The 23774-nt window shown below is 53.3% G+C and carries 20 protein-coding genes; 9 read left to right on the forward strand and 11 right to left on the reverse strand.

Going from position 1 to position 23774, the window contains the following annotated elements:
- Positions 1-199 precede the first annotated feature (199 nt).
- Entirely contained in the window at positions 200-853 is a 654-nt protein-coding gene (gene raiA / locus BST81_RS05550; RefSeq protein WP_075597550.1) for a ribosome-associated translation inhibitor RaiA, read from the forward strand.
- 101 nt (positions 854-954) lie between these two features.
- A complete protein-coding gene (locus BST81_RS05555) occupies positions 955-1434 on the forward strand; it encodes a hypothetical protein (RefSeq protein ID WP_075597551.1) in 480 nt (159 codons plus the stop codon).
- A 206-nt stretch (positions 1435-1640) separates the two neighbouring features.
- Here the strand turns inward: BST81_RS05555 and BST81_RS05560 are convergent, their stop codons facing one another.
- The 6 genes from BST81_RS05560 to BST81_RS05585 all read right to left on the reverse strand — a co-directional run bounded on the left by BST81_RS05560 (position 1641) and on the right by BST81_RS05585 (position 10033).
- Positions 1641-2396 (reverse strand): response regulator transcription factor, encoded by a 756-nt coding sequence (locus tag BST81_RS05560; RefSeq protein WP_075597552.1) that lies wholly within the window; start codon positions 2394-2396, stop codon positions 1641-1643.
- A 157-nt stretch (positions 2397-2553) separates the two neighbouring features.
- A complete protein-coding gene (locus tag BST81_RS05565; RefSeq protein ID WP_075597553.1) occupies positions 2554-3498 on the reverse strand; it encodes an AEC family transporter in 945 nt (314 codons plus the stop codon).
- A 53-nt stretch (positions 3499-3551) separates the two neighbouring features.
- A complete protein-coding gene (locus BST81_RS05570; protein WP_075597554.1) occupies positions 3552-5993 on the reverse strand; it encodes an IMS domain-containing protein in 2442 nt (813 codons plus the stop codon).
- Positions 5994-6297: 304 nt separating this feature from the next.
- Entirely contained in the window at positions 6298-7521 is a 1224-nt protein-coding gene (gene corA, locus BST81_RS05575; RefSeq protein ID WP_083636686.1) for a magnesium/cobalt transporter CorA, read from the reverse strand.
- A gap of 111 nt (positions 7522-7632) precedes the next feature.
- Positions 7633-9312: a chaperonin GroEL gene (gene groL / locus BST81_RS05580; protein WP_075597555.1), complete on the reverse strand. Its 1680-nt coding sequence runs from the start codon at positions 9310-9312 to the stop codon at positions 7633-7635.
- Positions 9313-9370: 58 nt separating this feature from the next.
- Complete coding sequence (locus BST81_RS05585) at positions 9371-10033, reverse strand: TetR/AcrR family transcriptional regulator (protein ID WP_253188096.1); 663 nt, start codon at positions 10031-10033, stop codon at positions 9371-9373.
- A gap of 179 nt (positions 10034-10212) precedes the next feature.
- Between BST81_RS05585 and BST81_RS05590 the strand changes: the two genes are divergently transcribed.
- The 3 genes from BST81_RS05590 (at position 10213) to BST81_RS05600 (ending at position 13457) form a co-directional block, all read left to right on the forward strand.
- Positions 10213-11409, forward strand: a complete 1197-nt coding sequence (locus tag BST81_RS05590) for an ABC exporter membrane fusion protein (RefSeq protein ID WP_075597557.1) — start codon at positions 10213-10215, stop codon at positions 11407-11409.
- Complete coding sequence (gene devC / locus BST81_RS05595; protein ID WP_075597558.1) at positions 11406-12581, forward strand: ABC transporter permease DevC; 1176 nt, start codon at positions 11406-11408, stop codon at positions 12579-12581. Before BST81_RS05590 ends, devC begins: the two co-directional genes overlap by 4 nt.
- A 99-nt stretch (positions 12582-12680) precedes the next feature.
- Positions 12681-13457, forward strand: coding sequence for a DevA family ABC transporter ATP-binding protein (locus tag BST81_RS05600; RefSeq protein ID WP_083636687.1), 777 nt, complete (start codon positions 12681-12683; stop codon positions 13455-13457).
- 29 nt (positions 13458-13486) lie between these two features.
- Here the strand turns inward: BST81_RS05600 and BST81_RS05605 are convergent, their stop codons facing one another.
- Positions 13487-14086 (reverse strand): thioredoxin family protein, encoded by a 600-nt coding sequence (locus BST81_RS05605; protein ID WP_075597559.1) that lies wholly within the window; start codon positions 14084-14086, stop codon positions 13487-13489.
- A gap of 51 nt (positions 14087-14137) precedes the next feature.
- Here BST81_RS05605 and BST81_RS05610 point away from each other — a divergent pair, with 51 nt between their 5' ends.
- On the forward strand, positions 14138-14542 hold the full coding sequence (locus tag BST81_RS05610) for an NIL domain-containing protein (protein ID WP_075597560.1): 405 nt from the start codon (positions 14138-14140) through the stop codon (positions 14540-14542).
- A gap of 69 nt (positions 14543-14611) precedes the next feature.
- On the opposite strand, the gene BST81_RS05615 is transcribed toward BST81_RS05610, so the two are convergent.
- Positions 14612-16171, reverse strand: a complete 1560-nt coding sequence (locus tag BST81_RS05615) for an NAD(P)H-quinone oxidoreductase subunit N (protein WP_075597561.1) — start codon at positions 16169-16171, stop codon at positions 14612-14614.
- A 344-nt stretch (positions 16172-16515) separates the two neighbouring features.
- On the opposite strand from BST81_RS05615, the gene topA reads away from it, so the two are divergent.
- A complete protein-coding gene (topA, locus tag BST81_RS05620; protein ID WP_075597562.1) occupies positions 16516-19269 on the forward strand; it encodes a type I DNA topoisomerase in 2754 nt (917 codons plus the stop codon).
- Between the two features lie 11 nt (positions 19270-19280).
- On the opposite strand, the gene BST81_RS05625 is transcribed toward topA, so the two are convergent.
- Complete coding sequence (locus tag BST81_RS05625; protein ID WP_075597563.1) at positions 19281-20015, reverse strand: FecR family protein; 735 nt, start codon at positions 20013-20015, stop codon at positions 19281-19283.
- Positions 20016-20471: 456 nt separating this feature from the next.
- Here BST81_RS05625 and rplI point away from each other — a divergent pair, with 456 nt between their 5' ends.
- Both rplI and dnaB read left to right on the forward strand, forming a co-directional pair.
- On the forward strand, positions 20472-20930 hold the full coding sequence (rplI, locus tag BST81_RS05630) for a 50S ribosomal protein L9 (protein WP_075597564.1): 459 nt from the start codon (positions 20472-20474) through the stop codon (positions 20928-20930).
- Positions 20931-21150: 220 nt separating this feature from the next.
- Entirely contained in the window at positions 21151-22506 is a 1356-nt protein-coding gene (gene dnaB, locus BST81_RS05635; protein ID WP_075597565.1) for a replicative DNA helicase, read from the forward strand.
- A gap of 48 nt (positions 22507-22554) precedes the next feature.
- Here the strand turns inward: dnaB and BST81_RS05640 are convergent, their stop codons facing one another.
- Both BST81_RS05640 and BST81_RS05645 read right to left on the reverse strand, forming a co-directional pair.
- Entirely contained in the window at positions 22555-23112 is a 558-nt protein-coding gene (locus BST81_RS05640) for an FKBP-type peptidyl-prolyl cis-trans isomerase (protein WP_075597566.1), read from the reverse strand.
- A gap of 91 nt (positions 23113-23203) precedes the next feature.
- The gene (locus tag BST81_RS05645; protein WP_075597567.1) at positions 23204-23527 is read right to left on the reverse strand and encodes a phasin family protein; all 324 of its coding nucleotides are present in this window, start codon (positions 23525-23527) and stop codon (positions 23204-23206) included.
- Positions 23528-23774: the final 247 nt, after the last annotated feature.

The following is a 23774-nucleotide window of genomic DNA, read 5'->3' on the forward strand; positions in this document are numbered from 1 at the left end:
CATGTAACAGTATTCAGTCAACCCCCTTTCCAGGGCAGGTGGAGGAAGGAAGCGACGGCTTGTCAGTTCCAGATCTCTCCCTGTCATCAGAGAGGGGGTGTGTTTTCAGGCACTGCCGATCGGACCTGAACCAACCTGCGCCCTCCAACTCATAACCTCTAGTTGACGATTTATACCCAACGTTAGGGGAGGAAGCTCTATGAAGCTTGTTATCCAGGGCAAAAACATCGAAATCACCGACGCAATCCATGAGTATGTGCATCAAAAAGTTGAGAAGGCCATTAGCCATTTTCAGTCTCTGGCCATGGAAGTAGATGTCAACCTGTCAGTGGCTCGCAATCCCCGGATAAACCCTAAGCAGACGGCTGAAGTAACGATCTACGCCAATGGTGCCGTGATTCGTGCTGAGGAAAGCAGCGAGAATCTTTATGCCAGCATTGACCTGGTGGCAGATAAGATCAGTCGTCAGCTTCGTAAATACAAAGAGCGGCGGCAGGATAAGGCTTACGCCAAGCCTAAACTGGGAACTGTCGTGGAAGATCTGGCTGTCGAAGCTGATCTCATCGGAGACCGCACGCCAGAATTGCCAGCCACAGTGGTACGCACCAAGTATTTTGCCATGCCTCCGATGACGATCGAGGAGGCTCTGGAACAATTAGAGATGGTTGATCACGATTTCTACATGTTCCGCAATGCGGAGACCGGTGAAATCAATGTGATTTACGAGCGCAACCACGGGGGATATGGCGTCATCCAGCCCCGCAATGGCAATGGAAACGGCAAAAATGGGAAGGCTGCTATTCAGTCCAACCAGAACGGCCATGGAGAAAAGCCAAATCTGACCAAGATTTGAGGGTTTGGGCTGCCAGAGCATGCCCTGGCAGCCCCTATACTTACAGGAGCTGAAAATAGCGGTATACTTCTTCTACAAAATGATTTATACCGCTGGATGTGATGTTTCACCTGGCGCAGGTCATCAAAGTAGAAGCCTCCGGAGCCTTAGGGCTGCGTATGCTTGCCTATCAAAAAACGGAAACCACCTGGGTCCTTGCTCCTGCGGAAGATGTTCTGGCCAGTGATAAGGCGAGTGTTTTTGTGGAAGGGTCACTGGTTCTGGTTCAACTCTCTAGCAAGCGTGAAATCCTGACGATCGCTGACGCTAAAGATTGGGTCATTGATCTGGTGCGAAAATATCTGACCCTGGGGATTACTCCCGCATTCTTGCAACAGGAGGCAGAGCGGGCAGAGCAATGGCGGCAATCCCTGACGCTGGAAAGCCAGGAATTAGCCCGGAGAACGATGGAGCTTGAAGCCCGCCGGGAGCAAATTGAGTCTTTGGAGGAGGATCTAAAGCAGGAACGTCAAAAACTGGAGCTTCTGGCTACCCAGTTAAGGATGACTGGGGGTCTGGGCATGGATGATTTACCCGATTAGATGACCTATCAGATTAGACCTATCAGATTAATGGACAATTCCAATCCGTAAAGAAACTGAGCTACCCATGCAAAGGCTGATCAAATTGAGTGATCTGGCGCTCGTTTGATTTTTAAGCGTCTGTCATCCTGGCTATATACCTGAACAAGGATCCTGTCTGCCCCCAATCAAACCTGGGGGCATTTTTTGTCTGGGACCAGAGAACCCTAACCAAAGCGGTACCCAAACCCACGCACCGTCAGCAGATGCTCTGGATGGCTGGGATCCAGCTCCAGTTTTTCTCTCAACCAGCGGATATGGACATCCACCGTTTTGCTATCGCCCATAAAGTCAGCCCCCCAGACTCGTTCAATCAGCTGCTCCCGCGACCAAACCCGACGAGGATGACTCATGAACAGTTCTAGAATCCGGAACTCCTTAGGAGACAAGTTAATTTCATCACCTCTGACTGTCACCCGACATTGCTGGGGAAACAGAATAATATCTTGATATCGCAACACAGCTTCCTGGGTCTGAGGTTGAGGATGATGATGACGGCGCAAGAGTGCCCGACATCGAGCAATTAACTCCCGCATTCCAAAAGGCTTAGTCAGATAATCATCCGCCCCCACTTCCAAACCCACGACCCGATCGGTCTCCGTTCCCTTCGCACTTAACATGAGAATAGGGACGTTGTTGCCATGGTGACGAATCCAGCGGCACAGATCCAGGCCACTCAGATAAGGCAGCATCAAATCGAGGATAATCAGATCCAGCCTAGGTGAAGTCTGATCCTCCCGCGATTCTTCCAGGCGACGGATCATTTCCAGGGCAGTCCGACCATCTTCAGCGACCAGGACTTCGTAGCCTTCGTCTCCCAAGGTCAAAGAAATTGTTTCTCGAATCAATTCTTCATCCTCGACAATCAAGACTGTGCCTAACTTCAGGCCTGCTTGAGGTTTACTGACTTCTAAGGACAACATAGGCATGTCTTTGGGATAGGCTTTTGGGAATCCAGGTAGATTTTACCATTCGTTTTGCTGTACAAGCGGATACCCCTTCAGGAAATCACGGCCAGGGGAAACCAATACTGGCAAGCTAAACCATTTCCCTGAGTTGCTTTGAGCGCAATTCAAAGCTTTAACTAAACAGGAATAGCCAGAGCGGAATCGTTCCCAAAATTCCTATGGTAGACAGCACCACACTACTGGCAACAATCTCCCGATCCAGGTCATACTCTTCAGCCAAAATTAAATTGGCAAAAGCACAGGGCATTCCCGCCATCAAGACCACAGCTAGTCGGGTCTGCGATTCTATCCCCAGCAGGGTCAAGATCAGACCAATCAGTACAGGCAAGACCACAATTTTCAAAACCACAGGCATTAGAGCGACTCGAAAACTCTGGACACCCCTGAGTTGACGCAACCTCAGGCCCATCAAAAGAAGTGCACCTGCAATGACAATGGCCAGACCTATGTTCAGCCCCTTCTCTATCCCGTCTGGAAACACAATCGCCTGGGTGGAAATCCCCAGAACAAAAGCCCAGAGAGACGGCACTGTCAGCACATCTCGAATCTGCAGCCACCAGTGGTGACCCCCAGAAGGTCTCCCATAATAGCTGGCAATAAACACCCCTAAGCCATACGTCCCCAAAACATTATTAATAATGCTGTAAAGCACAGCCCAGGTCAGGGCAGCACCATTCACCAGGGAAGGAACCATCGCTAGGCCGACAAAGCCGGTATTCCCCAGAATGGAAGCCAGCACAAAGCTACCCCGGTGGGAACGATCGTAAAGAACCAGAGACTCGGTCTCAGAAGCCAAACAACGATTTGCCTGCAAGCCGAGCCAAGCCAGACAACAAGCTAATCCCAGAGCCAACATGACGACCCCTGGAGCCAGCCCCACCTGGATAGAAAAATCCATGTGACGGGCTAGGGCCAAAATTTGTAAAGGAACACCAACCCAGTAAAGAACCCGACCCAGAAGGCGGGCAAAAGAGGGGGGTAAAAAGCCACAGAGAAGCAGACCCAATCCCGTCCAGAGGAGCAGAGGCGTATAGGCATGCAGGAGGGCTTCAGTCATGGTCTGAGGTGGGCGTTAGCATAATGACAGAGGCCCGGCGACATCCCCAGCCTTTACCTCAAAACCACTATATCTCGAATCCGCCACTCTCCATTACGGCGCACCAGCTCATATCGGACCTTCAAATCCCAATCTGCTGAAGCTGCCTGATTCAGGACACCCCCTTCAAACAACTCAGCAGTTTCATTCACTGAAGCTTCTACTTCAGCAGACTCTGGATTGGCCTGGTTCACCTTCACCGCATCAACGCTCAAACGATACTTGTACTGTCGATACCAGTCTTCCCGCTTGGATTCTTCCGAGAGCTTTTGAAACTTGGAAAGTACGGGATCGGTGAGCACCTCTTTCAACTTACTTCCATCATGATTGGGTCCAAGCGCAATCGCTTTAGCATTCAACCAAGCTTGAATAATCAGTTCAGCACTTTTTTTGTCGAGAGGCCCCTTCCAAATGGCACGGGTATCTGGCTCCGGAATTTCTATCAAGGGCCGGTTCAACCCAACCATAGGTTGGTCTTTCTGGAGATCAGGCAACGCACTCTCTGAATTCCCCTGAGTCAGATACTGATAGACCCTGAGGGTAACTGCCCCAACGCCAACCAGGAGTAATAGGCCCAGCACCCAAGGAAGAAACACAGAAGCACCGCTCCTCCCTGCAGTGGAGGAAGCAGGATAATTCCGACGAGCTCCTTCTCCAAGCCCCTGTTGATGAGAATCCAGGCCACTACCCAGACCGCCAGTATGGGATCGTTCCGACGATTTCACCCCATTGCGATCGGGCAATGGTCCTTTAGCGGGAGTGGCAGACCGCGATCGAGATCCGCCTGCTGCTCTGCCCCCAGCAGAAGAACGGCGGGCTGTCGTTTCCGGCAACACTGTCTCCCGTTCCGCTGTTTTCACCGCAGAAGATTTTGGCCCTGCTGCAGCCATCTCATCGACCCGCAGGGAGGGAGCCTCCCGATAGGTTGAAGCCGAGACAGTTCCGGCAGAAGCTTTATAAGCTCCTGAGGTGGTTGGCTTCCAACCATTTAGCGGTTTCATCCCCACTTCAGCACCCACAGGCCCTGCTGTCGGTTTTCCCACAGCAGCCCGCTCTGTCCGCACCACTTCCCATTCGTGGGTGGACTCCATCTCTACAGGCAACTCTTCGAGATAAGCCTGAACCTGGGAATCTGCAAAATATTCCTTGAGGACTGCCCGGCGGTTAGCCAGATCCCGGAAATGGGGAAACACCTCTTCCTGAAGCCATCGTTCGCTATAGAGACAGAGGCCTGGCAACAAGTCAGGTGAACCCTGGGAATTTTCCTCAATAAACAAGAGGGCTTCATCCTCACTGCTGGATTCCAGCGCCCGACTCGCCTCCTGGGTTTGCCCCAAGAGCAAAGCACAGACAGACTGCTCCAGATAAACATCTTGGCGACTGCTGAGCCGGTTTAGCATCGCCTTAGCCCGCCGAATTAGCGCAGGCTGAAATTCGACAAACCCTCTCGCAATCAGAGCATAAACAGCCAGGTAAGTAGCCACAGCTGAAGGGCGACGGGCTTCTTCTTCAAACAAAATTTGCTGCTCAGCCGCAGTCAGGTAACTCCTCAATTGCTGAATAAAGCGGAGAAAATCATCGATCGTCAGGCCAGATTGATCTTTGCCCGTTCCATCAATCCCACCCCGCTCCTGCAGCATGTCACAGAGCAGTTTCATCCCATGCCGTCGGGCACCCATCTGCTCATCGGGCAGGGCTAGTAACTCTAGGACCCGATAAGGACGCAGCTTATATAAATCTGCCTGAATCTCACCCCGCAGGGTGGCAAAGACCCCTTCCCGGAGCAAGAGCTCCTGACCTGCATCCAGCGCAACCGCCGCATTTTCATACTGCCCCTGATGCCACTGTTCCCGGCCCATTTCCAGATAAGCCAGGGCAACGGTCAGGACGATATCAACCTGGGCAATGCTAGGTTCCCCAACCTGCAACGTATTCAGGTTAAAGCCTCGAACACCCAGGCAAGGCTGCGCCAGGGACAAAACTTGTTCATACTGACCCAGCTCCAGCAGGATCATCAGGGCTCCAATCAATAGCTCGGTGTCGATCTCAAGACTGAGGGGTTGCAGAGCTAGAGTTGGAACCGCCGCCGCTGGCGTTTGCACAGAGAATTGTGGCAGGGAGAGAGAAGGTTCCTGAACGGACAATGTATCAATCGCTCCCCCAGCCCCCTCAGAGTCTTGGGGACGGGAACGATCGGCATAAGTCAGTTCAGGCGCTCCAAATTCAGGCTGATAGGCTTTGCCCAGAATGGCGGCGTTATAGGTCTGCCGTTTCTCTGGGTCAAAAAGAACCGTATAGGCTTCGTCGATCAACTGCTTGCGGGCAGCAATGGCTGCCTCTGAATAGCCTCGACGAGGCAATTGCAGCAGGCGATCGTGATGGGCCTGTCGGATCTGTTCGACAGTGGCCTGAAGCGGTAGCCCTAGAATTCGGTAGTAATCGAGCGGAACTCGCACAGTCAAAATCCCCAGCGGCTAATCAAGCTAATCCATGATAACGAATAGGCTGTAGGAGTGAACCAAAGTATCAGACCCACCTTTATTACAGCCGGAGTGTATCAGCTTAGTGAAAGAATGACACGGCTTACACCATGTTTTACATAAGTTTTAACAACTTTCAGCAAATTGGCAATCTTTTGGTCCTGAACAGGAAGAAATGGATAGCTTAAAACCGCGAATTTATGAGTATGAATTTCTTGAGGCATCCCGTTAGCCCCACCTGCAAGGTTTAATCCCGCCAAGCAGTTTAATCCATGAATCCTTAAGAATCCTTTCTAACCGTAGAGAAGTTCTCAAACCAGCCTCGCTTCCAGAAGAAAAAGACCATCCCCCCAGAAATGAGGAGCATCATGACAAGACAGGCCGCATAGCCAAATGACCAGTTTAGCTCTGGCATATTCCAGGAAGAAGCCTCTGTATTAAAGTTCATGCCGTAAATCCCAGCAATAAAAGTCAGAGGAATAAAGATTGAGGAGATGACCGTTAGCAGTTTCATAATTTCATTCATCTTGTTGCTGACGGAAGAAAGATAGATATCCATCAAGCTAGAAGCTAGTTCTCGGTAAGTTTCTACCATGTCCAGCACCTGAACCGTGTGGTCGTAGCAGTCTCGCAGGTAGATGCGGACCTCCTCGCTAATCAGGGGGTTACCATCTCGAATCAGGGAATTGATGGCATCCCGCTGAGGCCAAATAGCCCGCCGCAGGGTAAGCAATTCCCGCTTCAATTCATGAACTTTCTCCAGGGTCTGGCGAGACGGGTTAGCCACGACCTCATCTTCCAGTTCTTCCAACTGTTCCCCATAGGTCTCCAATACCGGGAAAAAGCCATCGATAATAGAATCGATCAGGGCATAGGCCAGATAGTCCGCCCCCATTTTCCGGACCAGCCCCTTATTCGTCCGGATGCGCTCTCTCACTGGGCCAAAGGAGTCATATTTAGGCTCTTCCTGTACGGTCAGGAGATAGTGTCGGCTCAGAATAAAGCTGACCTGTTCGCTGACAAAACTCTGACGATGGGGAACGACATTGACCATGCGGCTGATAATCAGCAACTGGTCTTCGTATTCCTCAACCTTGGGCCGTTGGGGAACATTAACCACATCTTCCAGCACCAGAGGATGCAGGTTAAACACTTTGCCCAGGCGATTCAAAACATCTTCGCTTCCCAGTCCTTTGACATCCACCCAGGACACAGACATGGTATCCAGGTAAGCTGCGCACTCTTCAGGAGCTTCAATCTGGATGCGCGTTGCCTTATCCTCGTTGTAGTCAATCAGGACAATAACTGGTGGTGGCGCATCCCTCTCAATGAAGAGGGTGCCCGGTAATGCACCAGGTTCGTCATAGTAATAGTCCACATAGGATTCTTCATCATCCCCATCATTGGAGACATCCGCGCCAAAGCGGATGGCCGGACTGGTGTATCCGGGGTAGCTACTCTCTGGCTCATAGCCTGTTGTGGAAGGAGAAGGTTTCTCTGCCATGGGGTTTCTGTCTCAGTACAGCAAAAGCAGCTTATCTACTCAAAGATAAGCTGCCTCTATCCATTTATACGCACTGGGAGATGGAAATGCCAGGATGGCGGATGACCGCAGTTACATCATGCCGCCCATGCCACCCATGCCGCCCATGCCGCCCATGCCGCCCATGCCACCCATGCCACCCATATCGGGAGCACCACCAGCAGGCTTCTTCTCGGGCTTTTCTACCACCAGTGCTTCTGTCGTAAGCACCATACTGGCGATCGAACCAGCATCCTGCAGCGCCGATCGGACAACCTTCGCAGGATCCACAATACCGGCAGCAAACAGGTCTTCGTAAGCATCCGTCAGGGCGTTATACCCGACATTGAAATCCAGGCCACGAACCTTCTCAACCACGACCGATCCTTCCACACCGGAATTATCAGCAATTTGCTTGAGAGGAGCGTCCAGAGAGCGAATTACAATATCTATCCCAATTTTCTCATCGGTCGTCAGCGTGGCTTTGAGTTCTTCCAGCTTCGGAATCAGGTGAATCAGGGTCGTTCCGCCCCCAGCCACAATCCCCTCTTCCACAGCTGCTTTAGTTGCGTTCAGCGCATCTTCAATCCGCAGCTTCCGATCCTTCAGCTCCGTTTCCGTCGCCGCACCCACCTTGATCACGGCCACACCACCAGCCAGCTTGGCCAGCCGCTCCTGCAATTTTTCCTTGTCATACTCGGAGTCGGTCCGATCCAGTTCCTGGCGAATCTGGGCTACCCGTTTTTCCAGGTCAGCTTTCTGCCGCTCACCGGCTTCAGCCACGATCGTCGTAGCATCTTTCGTCATGCTGACTTTGCGGGCACTCCCCAGCATCTCCAGAGAAACTGCATCCAGGCTCAGACCAATGTCCTCAGAAATGACCTGTCCTCCCGTCAGCACGGCAATATCCTGCAGCATGGCCTTGCGACGCTCCCCAAAACCGGGGGCCTTCGCCGCTGCCACACTCAAAACCCCTCGCATCCGGTTCACCACCAGGGTAGCCAGGGCTTCCCCTTCCACATCCTCGGCAATGATCAGCAGTGGTTGACCCGCGCGGGCAATTTTCTCCAGGGTGGGGATCAACTCTTGAATCGACCCAATCTTCTTATCCACGATCAGAATGCGAACGTTTTCGTACTCTACCGTCATCCGTTCTGCATCCGTAACGAAATAGGGGGAGATATAACCCCGATCGATCTGCATCCCTTCCACCAGATCCATCTCCGTCGAAAGGGACTTGGATTCCTCGACAGTAATGACCCCATCCTTACCAACCTTATCCATGGCTTCGGCAATCATGGCTCCGATTTCTTCATCATTGCCAGAAGAAACCGTCGCCACCTGCGCGATCGCCTTGCCTTCAATCGGCTTGGCTACAGCCTTGATCTGATTCGCTAGGTGCGCGATCGCCTTCTCCATGCCTCGCCGTAGACTCACCGGGTTAGACCCAGCCGCCACATTGCGCATCCCCTCCCGAATCATGGCCTGCGCCAGCACGGTAGCCGTTGTTGTGCCATCCCCAGCCAGGTCTTTGGTCTTAGAGGCAACTTCTCGAATCAGCTGGGCCCCAGTATTCTCCAGAGGGTCTTCCAGTTCAATTTCCTTAGCAATTGTGATCCCATCATTGACGATTTGGGGAGCACCATACTTTTTCTCCAGCAGGACATTCCGCCCCTTGGGACCCAGGGTAACTCGGACTGCATCCGCCAGGGCATTCACACCCCGTTCCAGGGCTCTACGTGATTCTTCGTTGAAGACAACAATTTTTGCCATCTATCATGCTCCTAGTTCTCCAACTAGAATTTAGCACTCTCTGATGTCGAGTGCTAAATCAGATCACTGATTTTGTAGATTCCGGGGAGCAGCGGCCCAGAAGCAGATATTCCAGGGCATTGATCAGGCGATCGCTCTCCATCGGTAGGATCTCTTTGCCATGCAGCATCTCCTGCAGCATCTCAAAGTAAACCACTGACCCCACCAGAATCCGGGCGATCGCTTCCGGATCAGGCAGATTCAGTTCCGGATGGGCTGCCAGGTAATGGGCCATCGTCTCAATCCCCGGTTTGGCCAGGTTCTGCACAAAAGTCTGGGCCAGTTGAGGAAACCGGCCCGACTCCCCAATCACCAGGCGGACAAAGGCCAGATGTTCTGGATCCGTCTGCAACTCGTCCAGGGCCTTTTTCGCCAGTTGTCGCAGCAGGAACTGAGGCTCCCCCTGCAGGGGTTGTTCACCATAGACCTGGGCAAACTTTTTCTCAGCTAGGCGTTTGATCAGGGCATTAAATAGCCCTTCCTTATCCTGGAAATGGCTATAGACCGTTGCTTTCGAGACACCGGCAGCACTGGCCACCCGATCCATACTGGTGGCGGCATACCCATGTTTGAGGAATTCCTGCATTGCCCCTATCAACACCTGCTCTGCCTTGTCAGAAGCAGCCTCTGGATTGGGTATCGGGTTGCCCGATCGAGTCATGTCTTGATGGTCTTTAGTCATCACACTATCCCATCTGGAAACAGGGTCCAGGTCTAAATAAAAAGGCCTACACAAAAATTCAAATCACTCCCTCCGCTCATCCGATCGGATGAAGCCCCCTCTAATCTGAACCGTTTAGTTTAGTACTAGCCTAAAAACTAAACTGTCTAGTTCAATTCTAAGCCAATTAGGGGTGTCCCATGACCCATGATGTGACAGATAAGGTTTTGTCTCCCTTCAACTTTGCGCTCCGTCCCTCGATCACCGTGGCTACTCTGGCTGCAATTCTGGTGGGAGGGGGTAGCCTCTATACCATCTGGCAGTTGCGGAGCGCCCAGGGAACAACCCGGAACCCAGTTCAGGTCACAGCCCCGGCACGCACCGTCACAGCCCTGGGCCGATTGGAACCCCAGGGCGAAGTCATCAAGCTCTCTGCCCCAACATCCAGCGAAGGGAACCGGGTCGAGCAACTCCTGGTGCGGGAAGGCGATACCGTCAAAGCGGAGCAGGTGATCGCCGTTCTGGATAGCCGCGATCGGCTGCAGGCATCCCTGGAACAGGCCGAGGAACAGGTGCGGATCGCCGAGGCCAATCTGGCCCGGGTGCGGGCTGGGGCCAAGCGAGGCGAAATTCAGGCCCAGCAAGCCACGATCGCCCGCATCGCCGTCGAACGCAAGGGAGATATCAACGCCCAGATCGCCACCGTTAATCGGCTCCAGGCAGAACTTCGCAATGCTGAAGTCGAGAATACCCGCTACCTAGACCTGTATCGGGAAGGAGCCATTTCCGCATCCCAGCGAGATAGCAAACAATTGGCCCTGCAAACGACCCAGGAACGTCTACAGGAAGCCCAGGCTACCCTGGAGCGCACCCGATTGGCCCAGATCGAGCAACTGAGTGAAGCCCAAGCAACCCTGGACCGGATTGCCGAAGTCCGTCCCGTGGATGTATCTACCTCTGAGGCCGAATTGGGTTATGCCCAGGCCAGTCTGCGACGCGCCGAGGCCAACCTGAAGCAGGCTTATGTGCGATCGCCCCAGGCCGGTCAGGTGCTGAAGATTCACACCCGATCGGGGGAACTGGTCAGCCCAGACGGCATTGTTGAGATCGGCCAGACCCATCGCATGGTGGCCGTCGCCGAAGTATATGAGAGCGATGTCGCCCAGGTGCGTCGGGGGCAACGGGTGCGCGTCACCAGTGACGCCACGACTGGAGAACTGCATGGGACCGTGGAGCGCATTGGCCTCCGGGTACTGCGGCAAAACGTAATCAATACGGATCCCTCAGCCAATGTGGATGCCCGGGTCGTCGAAGTGCGGGTGACGCTGGATGAAGCCTCCAGCCGTAAGGTGGCTGGGTTAACCAATTTGCAAGTCAAGGTGGTGATTGAACAGTGAGTCCCATCCTAGAACGGATTCGTCGCCGTACCCCCCTGGGTTGGCTCCAACTCAACCATCAGAAGGGACGCCTCCTGGTGGCCCTAGCCGGGATTGCCTTTGCCGATGTATTGATTTTCATGCAGTTGGGCTTCCAGGGTGCCCTGTATGACAGCAACACCCGCCTCCACCGCAGCCTGGACACCGATATTGTTTTAATCAGCCCTCAGGCCCGCAACCTGGTGAATATGTCCACCTTTCCCCGGCGTCGGCTCTTCCAGGCCGAGAATGTCTCCGGTGTCGCCTATGCCGATCCCCTCTATACCGCTTTTGCCAACTGGAAAAATCCCCAAACCCACAAGGAAACAGCCATTCTGGTGATTGGTTTTAATCCCAACCGACCAGCGTTCAACCTGCCAGAGGTAAATCGCTACGAGGATGAGATCAAGCTGCCCGATCGGGTGGTCTTCGATCGGGCCTCCCGAGGAGAGTACACTCAGGCCCTCAGCCAACTGGACCAGGGACAGACCGTCACCACGGAGCTGGAACGACGCACCATCTACCTGATTGGCACCTTTAGAGTCGGGGCTTCCTTTGCGACCGATGGCACATTGATGACCAGTGATCAGAACTTCCTGCGGCTGTTCCCACGACGCAAAGCAGAAAGCGTGAGCGTGGGGCTGGTGCGGGTCAAGCCAGGGTTTGATCCTCAACAGGTCGCCACCATTCTGAAACAAACCTTGCCGAACGATGTGTTGGTGTTGACGCTACCAGAATTTGTGGAATTTGAGAAAGAGTACTGGTCCAAGAACACGGCGATCGGCTTTGTGTTTGGCCTCGGTACGGCCATGGGCTTTGTGGTAGGGGTGATCATCGTCTACCAGGTCCTCTCTACCGATGTGAATGCCCACATGGCCGAATACGCCACCTTTAAGGCCATGGGTTTTCGGACGGTCTATCTACTAGGCATCGTGTTTGAGGAGGCGGTCATTCTGGCCATTCTGGGGTTTTTGCCGGGGGTAGGGGCCTCCCTGGGGTTGTATCACCTGACCCGCAATGCCACCAATTTGCCGATCGTGATGACGGTTTTTCGGGCGACGGAAGTACTGGTGCTGACGATCGTCATGTGTCTGATTTCGGGGACGATCGCGACTCGGCGACTGCGATCGGCGGATCCGGCGGAAATTTTTTGACCGGCAACCCATAACCGCGATAAATCATCCAATCCCGATCCAACGGCGATAAATCGCGGTTCTACGAGTACCACACAACATTACAGGATGGGATGGAATATGGTTCGTAATGCTGTTGAATTGACGCCTGATGCTCTGCTGGCGGGTCCGGTTGCGGCGCATCCGGTGATTACGGTGCGTCACCTGGATCATTATTTTGGGCAGGGACAACTGCGGAAACAGGTGCTGTTTAACATCAATCTGGAGATCCAGGCCGGGGAGATTGTGATCATGACGGGGCCTTCCGGGTCGGGCAAGACAACCCTGCTGACCCTGGCGGGGGCGTTACGATCGGCCCAATCCTCTCCCAAAGAGGCTGATCAGCGAGCCAGCTTGCAGGTACTGGGACGAGAATTATGTGGGGCCAATTCAGAACAACTGGTCCAGGCTCGTCGCAATAATGGCTATATCTTCCAGGCTCATAACTTACACAGCAGTTTGACCGCCCTGCAAAATGTGCAGATGGGGCTGGAGGTGCATGGCAAGCTTACGAAATCGGAAGTCAAGCAGCGGGCGACGGAGATGCTACAACTGGTGGGGCTAGGAGAACGCCTGACCTACTACCCTGAGGATCTGTCCGGAGGCCAGAAGCAGCGGGTGGCGATCGCACGAGCACTAGTCAGCCATCCCAAGATTGTCCTCGCAGACGAGCCCACGGCAGCCCTGGACAGCAAGTCAGGTAGGGATGTGGTCAACTTGATGCAACGGCTGGCGAAAGAGCAGGGCTGTACCATTTTGATGGTGACCCATGACAACCGAATTCTGGATATTGCCGATCGCATCGTTCACATGGAGGATGGTCAGTTGGCCACTGCCCATGCTGAGGCGGTGCATTAACAGAGCCCAATTAGCCGGGCATTCAACCCTCAGTTCACCACCTGGCTGCCGTGACTGCGGGGATCGGTCTGTCCCTGTGCACTGACCGGACTGGAAAAGCTGGAGGTCTGGCCACTGGCTTGCGCGTAAGGCAGCGCCTCTCCAGCGACGAGGGCATCTAGATTGGTCGCCAGGATGGGACGGGGTTGCTCTCCGATCGCGCTGGCAATCGCGTCTCCGGCCTGGTTCAAAAACACAAAATGGGGAATGCCATCGACCCGATAACTCAGAATTTCTGGCAACCACTTGCTGTTATCCACATTCAGCATGACGAAGTTGACCCGTTCCCCATAGGTCTGTTTCAGGGTTTCCAGGTCGTCAGCCATCGCCTGACAACTGGTACACCAATCGGCATAGAACTCCATCAGGGTGGGCTTGCCATTTACCAGTGCGGTCTCCAAAGGCACCGCTGCTTTGGCCTGAGTCTCCAGGCTGGCTGTGACCGTTTGTCCCTGAAGCCCCAAGAAGACGGCCAGACTCAAAACTACGGCAACCATGACAATCAGGAAATTGCGCAGCCGGTTGGCCAGAGTAGCCGCTGAGGATTGGGAAGTCGGAGCGGGTGAAACGGTCGATGAATTTTGCGCCATGATAGTGATTAGTTCAGTTGATGAGCCCACCAGAACCACTGTAGCAAGACTGTGAAAAAGCGGGTCACCCTAACCTTCCCCAAACGATCGGTACAAATGCCCGTCACCTATCGACTGGCAAAGGATTTCAACGTCGCCGCCAATATCATCCGCGCCCAGGTTGCCCCCAATCAGATCGGTAAGCTGGTGGTGGAACTTTCTGGAGATATTGACCAATTGGATTCGGCGATCGACTGGATGCGATCGCAGGATATCGGGGTTTCCCTGGCCAGCCGGGAAATCCTGATTGATGAAGATCGCTGTGTTCACTGCGGTCTCTGTACCGGCGTCTGCCCAAGCGAAGCCCTGAGCCTTGATCCCCAGACTTTTCGTCTGAATTTCAATCGCTCCCGCTGCATTGTTTGTGAACAATGCATCCCGACCTGTCCGGTACAGGCCATTTCAACCAATCTTTAAAGCAAAATCTCCAACTTCTTGGAGAAGTTGGAGATCTAGTGCGCCTTAGAGGAGTTGGAGCTTAGAACCCTACTGGCTTGAGGCCAGCTTGGTTTCACTGGCAGGGGGATTCACGCTGACCAGGGTCGATCGGAACATCGGAGTTTTGGTAATCGCATCATTGGAGAGGGTAAACAGGGGATTGGATAGGATACCCGCTAAGGAGGTGGCAACCAGGGACAGCACCAAGCCCACTTGTAGAGGCCGCATACCTGGCAAAGTCCACTGCACGGTAGGATAATTCTTCACTGATTCTGACATTTCCTGGGGTTCCTTCACCACCATCATCTTCACTACTCGAATGTAGTAGTAAATGGAGATCACACTGGTCACCAGGCCCAGCAACACCAGTCCATAGGCTCCTGCCTTCCAACCAGCCCAGAACAGGTAGATTTTGCCAAAGAAGCCTGCCAGGGGGGGAATCCCTCCAAGGGAGAGGAGACAGATACTCAGCACCAGGGTGAGCAAGGGATCCTTTTGATACAGACCGGAGTACTCACTGATCTGGTCAGTCCCAGTCCGCAGAGAAAAGAGAATCACACAGGCAAACCCACCCAAGTTCATGAACAGGTACACAATCAGGTAAAACAACATACTGGCGTAACCCTCTTGGGTGCCTGTAATTAACCCGATCATGACAAAACCAGCTTGGGCGATCGAGGAGTAAGCCAACATCCGCTTCATACTAGTCTGAGCCAGGGCCACCACATTGCCCAGAACCATACTGAGGATGGCCAGAGCCGTGAACACGAACCGCCACTCTTCTGAAAGGGAGGGGAAAGCAGTCACCAGCAGACGAATTGCCAGGGCAAATCCGGCAGCCTTGGAGCCTACAGACAGGAAAGCCACGACCGGGGTGGGCGATCCCTCATAGACGTCAGGGGTCCACTGGTGAAAGGGCACCGCCGCGATCTTAAAGGCGATCCCGGCAATCGCAAACACCAGGGCAATCACCAATCCGATCGAGGGTTCAGCCGTTGTACTGGTTAAGCTGGCCGCGATCGCGCTCAAGCGGGTTTCTCCACCGGATAACCCGTAGAGCAGAGAAATGCCGTAGAGGAAAATAGCTGAACTGGAAGCACCAATCAGCAAATATTTGAGGGCTGCCTCATTGGAACGGGGATCCCGCTTCATGTAACCCGTCAGCAGATAGGAGGCAATACTTAAGGTTTCCAGAGAGACATAAACCATCACGAGTTCGTCTGCCCCAGCCAGAAACATGGCACCGACCGTAGCTGAGAGCAGAATGGTGATAAATTCTCCCAGGGATGTGCCAGACTGCTCCACATAGGTCACGGACATCAAAACTGTCACCGCTGCAGACAGGGCAATGATGCCGCGAAACACCACACTGAGGGCATCACCATTGAACCCCCCCAAGAAGGAGATGGGATTGCCAAGATCCCACTGAAAGTAGAGAGCAACAACCGACAACACTAAACCAGCGATCGTGACATAGGGGGTCCAGCGGGAGGAGGTCCGTCCGACGATCAAGTCCCCAACCAACACCACCAGCAAGGTGATAATCACAATGCCTTCAGGCAGAATGGTGCCGGCATTTAGTTGAGCGGCAAGGCTGGCAAAATCCATAGGTTCAGCTGAATTGAAGAGAAGATGAGTCAAACTCTGTTTATCATACTGGATTCTACCCTGCCCATTCGATCGTGGGTTGAGGATCCGGAACGAATTGAGGCCAGGGGTTTGGAATGATTAGCATAGACCTGCTGCTATTTCTGCACTGAAAAACTTTAACTTTCGTTGAAAACAGCGCATTTGGTAATTATTGGTTATAAGTAGAGATCAGAAGCCTTAACCTGCAAGGTTATTTTTTGTCTGCAAGTTTTTAGTGCTGCGCATGACTAATTCTGCCTCGTGGGGGTCTGGGGCTTCACCCCCTTCTCCCCTCCAAACCGTTTAGTTTGCTTTACGAGTCCATGGCAACCCTCGTCATCGTCGAATCTCCAACCAAAGCTCGCACCATTCGGAACTATCTACCCTCCAACTACCGGGTAGAAGCATCCATGGGGCATGTGCGTGATTTACCTCAGTCCGCCAGCGAGATTCCAGCGGCCATCAAAGGAGAAAAATGGACGCAATTGGGGGTCAACGTTGAGGCCGATTTCGAGCCCCTGTATGTAGTTCCTAAGGACAAAGCCAAGGTGGTCAAGTCCCTCAAGGATGCCCTTAAAGAAGTAGATGAACTGGTCCTGGCTACTGACGAAGACCGGGAAGGGGAAAGTATTAGCTGGCATCTATTGCAGTTACTGAAACCCAAAGTCCCCACCAAACGCATGGTTTTCCATGAGATCACCCAGGAAGCCATTCAGACTGCGCTCCAAAACTGTCGGAATGTAGATGAGCAACTGGTACGAGCCCAGGAAACTCGACGCATTCTCGATCGCCTGGTCGGCTATACCCTCTCTCCCCTGCTCTGGAAAAAAATTGCCTGGGGCCTCTCAGCCGGACGAGTGCAGTCCGTGGCGGTGCGGCTCCTGGTTACACGAGAGCGCCAGCGTCGGGCCTTCCGGAAAGGCTCTTACTGGGATCTGAAAGCAGAGTTAACTAAGGATGATAATCTCTTTGAAGCCAAACTACTGACCCTAGCTGGAGTCCGGCTGGCTAATGGTGGGGATTTTAATGAAGCCACAGGTCAGGTGATCGCTGGTCGGAATGTACGGCTCCTGAACGAAGCGGAAGCCCGGGCCTTACAGGAACGCCTGCAGGATAAAACCTGGCAGGTAGCGGCTCTGGAAGAACGGCCCGTCACCCGCAAACCCTCCGCTCCCTTTACCACCTCAACCCTGCAGCAGGAGTCGAACCGCAAGCTACGCCTGTCGGCACGGGACACCATGCGGGTCGCCCAAAGTCTCTATGAGCAGGGCTACATCACCTACATGCGAACCGATTCAGTCCATCTGTCCCAGCAGGCGATCACGGCTGCCCGGGACTGTGTGGAAGCCATGTATGGAACAGCGTATCTGAGCCCGAAGCCGCGCCAGTACGCCACCAAAAGCAAGGGAGCTCAGGAAGCTCACGAAGCCATTCGCCCAGCCGGGAGTACCTTCCGAACCCCCCAGGAAACAGGCCTGAGTGGCCGGGAACTACAGCTCTATGACTTGATCTGGAAACGGACGGTGGCTTCCCAAATGGCAGAAGCTCGCCAAACCCACATTACCGTGCAACTCCAGGTGGAAGATGCAGAGTTTCGGGCCAGCGGCAAACGGATTGATTTTCCAGGGTTTTTCCGGGCCTATGTGGAAGGGTCTGATGATCCGGATGCTGCGATCGAAAACCAGGAGGTGATCCTGCCCGATTTGCAAGTTGGAGACAGCCCCACCTGTACTGAACTGGCTGCAATCGGCCATGAAACCCAACCCCCGGCCCGCTATACCGAAGCCTCTCTGGTAAAAATGCTGGAGAGCGAGGGCATTGGTCGGCCCAGTACCTATGCCACAATCATTGGCACCATTATCGATCGGGGCTATGCCCAGATGACGAATAACACACTGGTGCCGACCTTCACCGCCTTTGCAGTCACTTCTCTACTGGAGCGCTATTTTCCTGACTTGGTGGATACCAGCTTCACCGCCCGCATGGAACAGACTCTGGATGAAATTTCCACCGGAGAAGCAGCCTGGTTACCCTATCTGCGGAACTTCTATCTGGGGGAAAGCGGGCTAGAAACTCAGGTCAAGGAACAGGAAAGTCAGATCGACCCAGCTGCTGCCCGTACCGTTGAGTTGGCAGATCTGGACGCGAAAGTTCGAATTGGTCGCTTTGGTCCCTACCTGGAGGTAGAAAACGGAGAAGGGTTAGTCAAAGCCTCAATTCCCAAAGATGTCATGCCTGCCGATCTAGATCCAGATCAGGTGGAAACCCTACTCCGGCAGAAAACGGAAGGGCCAGACAAGCTGGGTTTCCATTCCGAGACCGGGGAACCCATTTACATTCTGGTTGGCAGCTATGGGCCTTACGTCCAGTTGGGAGATGCCACGGCAGAAAATCCCAAACCCAAGCGCGCCTCCTTGCCCAAAGGCAAAACCATGGAAGCCCTGACCCTGGAAGAAGCAGAAGGGCTCCTCTCCTTACCCCGGTTGCTGGGGTCCCATCCTGAGAAGGGGGGTAAAATCCAGGCGGGTATGGGCCGCTTTGGACCTTACATTGTCCTGGATCTAGGCAAAGAGGGGAAAGAATATCGATCGCTAAAAGCGGGCGATGATGTAGTGACCATTTCTCTGGAGCGGGCGATCGAACTCCTGAATGAGCCGAAAACAGGTCGCGGGAGCCGTAAAACAGCCAAGCCTCTGCGGGAGTTGGGGGCTCATCCAGCCGATGCAGAGCCTGTTAATGTATATGATGGTCCCTACGGCCCTTACATCAAGCATCAAAAGATAAATGTTTCTTTACCTGAGGGGCAGACGGTAGAATCCCTGACTCTGGAAGCGGCTCTAGAATTGCTGGCAGCCAAATCAAAGACAGCGAAGTCTGGTCGAAAACCTAAGGCAAGCCGCACAGCAACCACCGAACCGGAGACGGACACAACTGCGGCGAAGAAGACTACGACAAAGAAAACTACAACCAAAAAGACTGCAACTAAAACGGCTGCAACTAAAACGGCTGCAACCAAAAAGACTACTGATAAAACCACTAAAACCACAACCACCAGCCGAAAAAAGGCCGCATCGTAGCTGCAATGTTATTAAGGGGATGGGTTTCGGCCTGGGATCGCCGCTTCAATCACCTTATGGGTGGCGATCGGCTTGCGAAATTGGTTCATCATCACAGATTCTTTCCGCCGCCGCAGAAACTCCCGCCGACTGAAACGGCGAATCTTGCGTCGCAGCTTTGCAATATCCCGATCTCCAGGGCCAATCTTCACCTCTTCTCCAGTTCTCAAGAGCATTTCTTCGTTATGGCCCTTCACCCGCACCGCCACGGTCCCCTCCCAGGAGAAAAATGTCGCTGGGGTTTTACCATCTTTGGGCACACTGACGAAAACAGTGGTGCCCCGAATCCCAGCAATGGCAGTGGGAGTGACGATCGTAGCCGGAATTTTCCGGCCCGGTGGCACCCAGGTGAGCATATCTCCTGAAGTCAGATTCAACTCATTCTGAGGGTTGATCGTCAGTACGGAGTTGCGGGCCAGTCGAAATCCCAGGCCATTCTGCAGGGTAATTTCGGCCATTGCCTCTCCCTGAGTCCGAATGGTTTCTCCCATCTGCAATCCCATCCCTTCACGGCCCGCAATCTCCTCCTTAGCCTGTAATTGCCGGACCAGGACTGGCTGTTTCTGAATTTCTGTAATCTGGGCGGTTGGGTCTACCTTGGCTAAAGGCTGGGGAGAACTCACGGCAGACGAAGGAGATTGAGAAACCTCTCCTTCCGAAATAGCAGCACCGCAACTGGCCATTAGGGAGCCAATGGCAATCAACATTAGTCCTCTCAAGAATCTGAAGGTCATACTCATCCCTTGCTAAATCTTCCTTCCGACGCATCAATACCAACTAGACGGGCAATCTGTTTGAAATCACACCGGGACATTTTTCTTACACCGATGCTGCATATAACACTTGTAACCAGGCAATTCCCCGATAAATCGGATCAGAGGGGCTTGCAATCGTTCCTTTCATTTCGTTATGATTAATGGTCTTGGCTAAAATTCTTCGTCACCCATTTCCTCGCCAGAAATAATATCGGCGTTGAGAAATTAAGATTTTGGGAAGATCAGCTTCTGAACAGTCGATCGCGTATGGGCAATAGCTTTACTGGAACTCATTATTATGCGAAGGATTGATTCAGAGCTGGATAGCCAGGTTGGACAGGCCAGTTTCTGTCTGGGTACCTCCATTCCCCTTATTCGATTTAGATTCACGGTTAACAGGACAAAGCTATGGCAAAACGGGTTCAACTAGTCCTTAAGCAGGACATCAGCAAGCTGGGCAGGACAGGCGATGTGGTTGAAGTTGCCCCCGGTTATGCCCGGAATTACTTAATTCCCTCCGGTCTGGCCCTCCGGACAACCCCTGGCATTCTAAAACAGGTCGAACGGCGCAAGGAAGAAGAACGGCAACGGCTTCTGGAGCTAAAAAAAGTGGCAGAAGCTCAAAAAGTCGAGATCGAGAAGATTGGCAAAATCACCATCAGCAAACAGGTGGGGGAAAACGATGCTATTTTTGGTACAGTGACTGAGCGGGAAATCGCTGCGGCTCTCCAGGAAGCTCTGGGGCAGGACGTGGACCGGCGGGAAATCACCCTGCCTGCGATTCATAAATTGGGCTCGTACCAGGCCGAGATTAAGTTACATCCAGAAGTCTCTGTAGAGATTGAAGTTCAGGTTGTGGCGAACTAAAGTCCATCGCCTGAGGCTTGATTCTTCACAATCCAATCGCAGGCTGATCTAAACCCCCGATGAACCCCTACCCCTAGCGTTGATACTTTTGACGGACACTGTTAGTAGGGTGTACTATCTAATTCGGTGTAGATCAGTCTGTGACTTATATTTTTATTAGTACTTATGTACTATAATAGTTGCTACACCGTTTTTCCCTCTTCATCTGGTGTCAGCAGTTATGGTGCAGGAACTGAACTTTCAGGCTGTCAGTGATCGTCTTCCGCCCCAAAATATTGATGCCGAGGAAGCGATTCTCGGCGGTATCTTGCTGGATCCGGAGGCTATGGGTCGGGTTGCTGATCGATTACGCCCGGAAGCCCTCTATATCAACGCCCACCAGCAGATCTATCGGGCCATGCTGGCCCTGCATAGCCAGGGTAGACCCACAGATTTAATGAGTGTCACTGCCTGGCTGCAGGATCATCAACTCCTGGGCAAAGTGGGGGGGCAGGGGCGGCTGGCCCAACTGGTAGAACGCACGATCAGCGCTGTCAACGTAGACCAGTATGCCAGCCTGGTGATGGATAAGTACCTGCGTCGCAAACTGATCCAGGCAGGGCAGGAAGTGGTGCAACTGGGTTATGAAACGGGTACAGACCTAGCTACCGTCTTAGACCAATCCGAACAAAAGGTTTTCAGTATTACCCAAGATCGGCCTTCCCGAGGGCTGATGGCCACTTCCGACATCCTGACCGATACATTTTCGGACATCGAGAATCGCTCCCTGGGGCTGGTCCTGCCTGGGATCGCCTGTGGTTTCTATGATCTGGATGCCATGACTCAGGGATTCCAGCGATCGGACCTAGTGATTGTAGCAGGGCGTCCATCGATGGGAAAAACCAGCTTCGTGCTGAACATTGGCCGTAACATTGCTGCGTTCCATAAGATGCCGGTAGCCGTCTTCAGCCTGGAGATGTCCAAAGAGCAACTGGTTTACCGACTGCTATCGGGGGAATCCCAGGTGGAGAGTGGGCGGCTGCGGGCTGGTCGGATCAGCCAGAACGAATGGGAACCCCTGGGCCATGCCATCAGCAATCTCTCCCAGTTGCCCATATTTATTGACGATACCCCAGATATTACGGTCAATGAAATGCGATCGAAGGCCCGCAAGCTGCAGGCGGAGAGCGGCCAGCCCCTGGGTCTAATTTTGATTGACTACCTCCAGCTCATGGAGGGCAGTGGAGGGGATAACCGGGTCCAGGAACTGTCCAAAGTCACCCGAGGGCTGAAAGGCTTGGCCAGGGAGTTACAGGTACCGATCATTGCCCTGTCCCAACTCAGCCGGGGTGTGGAGTCCAGGACCAACAAGCGCCCCATGATGTCGGATTTGCGGGAATCCGGCAGTATCGAGCAGGACTCAGACCTGATCATGATGATTTATCGGGATGAGTACTACAACCCCGATACCCCCGATCGAGGAATTGCCGAAATCATCATCACCAAACATCGGAATGGCCCCACCGGCACTGTGAAACTGCTGTTCGAGCCCCAATTCACTCGCTTCCGCAACCTAGCCACCCCGAATCGCGGTTAAGAAAATTCAATGTTTTCAGGACGCAGGGCTGCGTCCTGAATTTCCATTCTAATTAACGCCTAACAGCTCCACATCAAAGATCAGGGTCGCATTGGGAGGAATCACACCTCCTGCCCCTTGAGCCCCATAACCCAGATCGGGTGGAATAATCAGTTGGCGGCGACCCCCAACTTTCATCGAGCCGACGCCCTCATCCCAACCTTTGATCACCTGGCCCACGCCAATCTTGAATTGAAAGGGACGGTCCCGATCGCGGGAACTGTCAAACTTTTTGCCATTCTCCAGGGTGCCTGTGTAGTGAACCGTCACCATCTGCCCAGTTTGGGGAGTGGCTCCGGTGCCTTCGACCAGTTCAACATACTGAAGACCGGAGTCAGTCGTAACGGATGTTTGATTGTTTTCCATGGAAACCTGTAGGGGGGTAGCGTCGGCCAGAGTCAGGACGGGTGTTTCTGAAATCGATGGGTCAGGAGCTTGGATTTCGGCGATCGAGACCGAAGGCTGTTCCGCCGCCAGGGCTGAGCCCCGGCTCGTGCTGATTTGGGTCACCACGAGCAGCAGGCAGAAGGCCAGCATGACCCCCAGGCTAATTAAAATATCTCGCAAAATAACTTCCTCCAAAAGGCAGCAGCTATTAATTATTCATCCACGATAGGAGGCAAATGACAAATACCCTCCAACAGGATGTGGGGAAGGGCTATCGCCAGAGGCGATTTTCCAGATCGCGCATCTGCCGTTCCAGGCGATCCAGACGGCCCCGCAATTCATCCATTTCCGACTGACGGGGCACCCCAATATCCTGTAAGACATTGCGGAGTTGACGCTGCATCTGGGTTTCAAAATTCCCCTGTTCCATTTTAAGATGCTCCATCAGATCATCCACAAAGCCCTTGGCTTGTTCAGGGTTGATCTTTCCTTCCCGCACCCACTCATCACTGACCTCGCGCAGTTTCTCTGCTACCAGGGAAGTGGTGCCGATACCAATCATCAGTAGCTGCTGCAGCCAGTTATTATTGTCCATCCTGATTGTCCTGCCAGTTGACTAAAAAGAGACTGAGGGTGAGCGATGCAAGCCACGTTTCGCCGATCGGATTGCCTCCAGCTTACCGCTCTATTCTGGCAAATTTAGCAACAATTGAATCGCCGGATCCCCTGCCCAAATTGTGGTAATCCCACCCTTGAGGCCCGTGGAACAACCCGGACAAACCCTTCAGAATAACCGGACTGAGGGCACAGCACCGGATAGATCACCCCTCCCCAGCAAGACA

The organism is Leptolyngbya sp. 'hensonii' (assembly GCF_001939115.1).
Taxonomy (GTDB): domain Bacteria; phylum Cyanobacteriota; class Cyanobacteriia.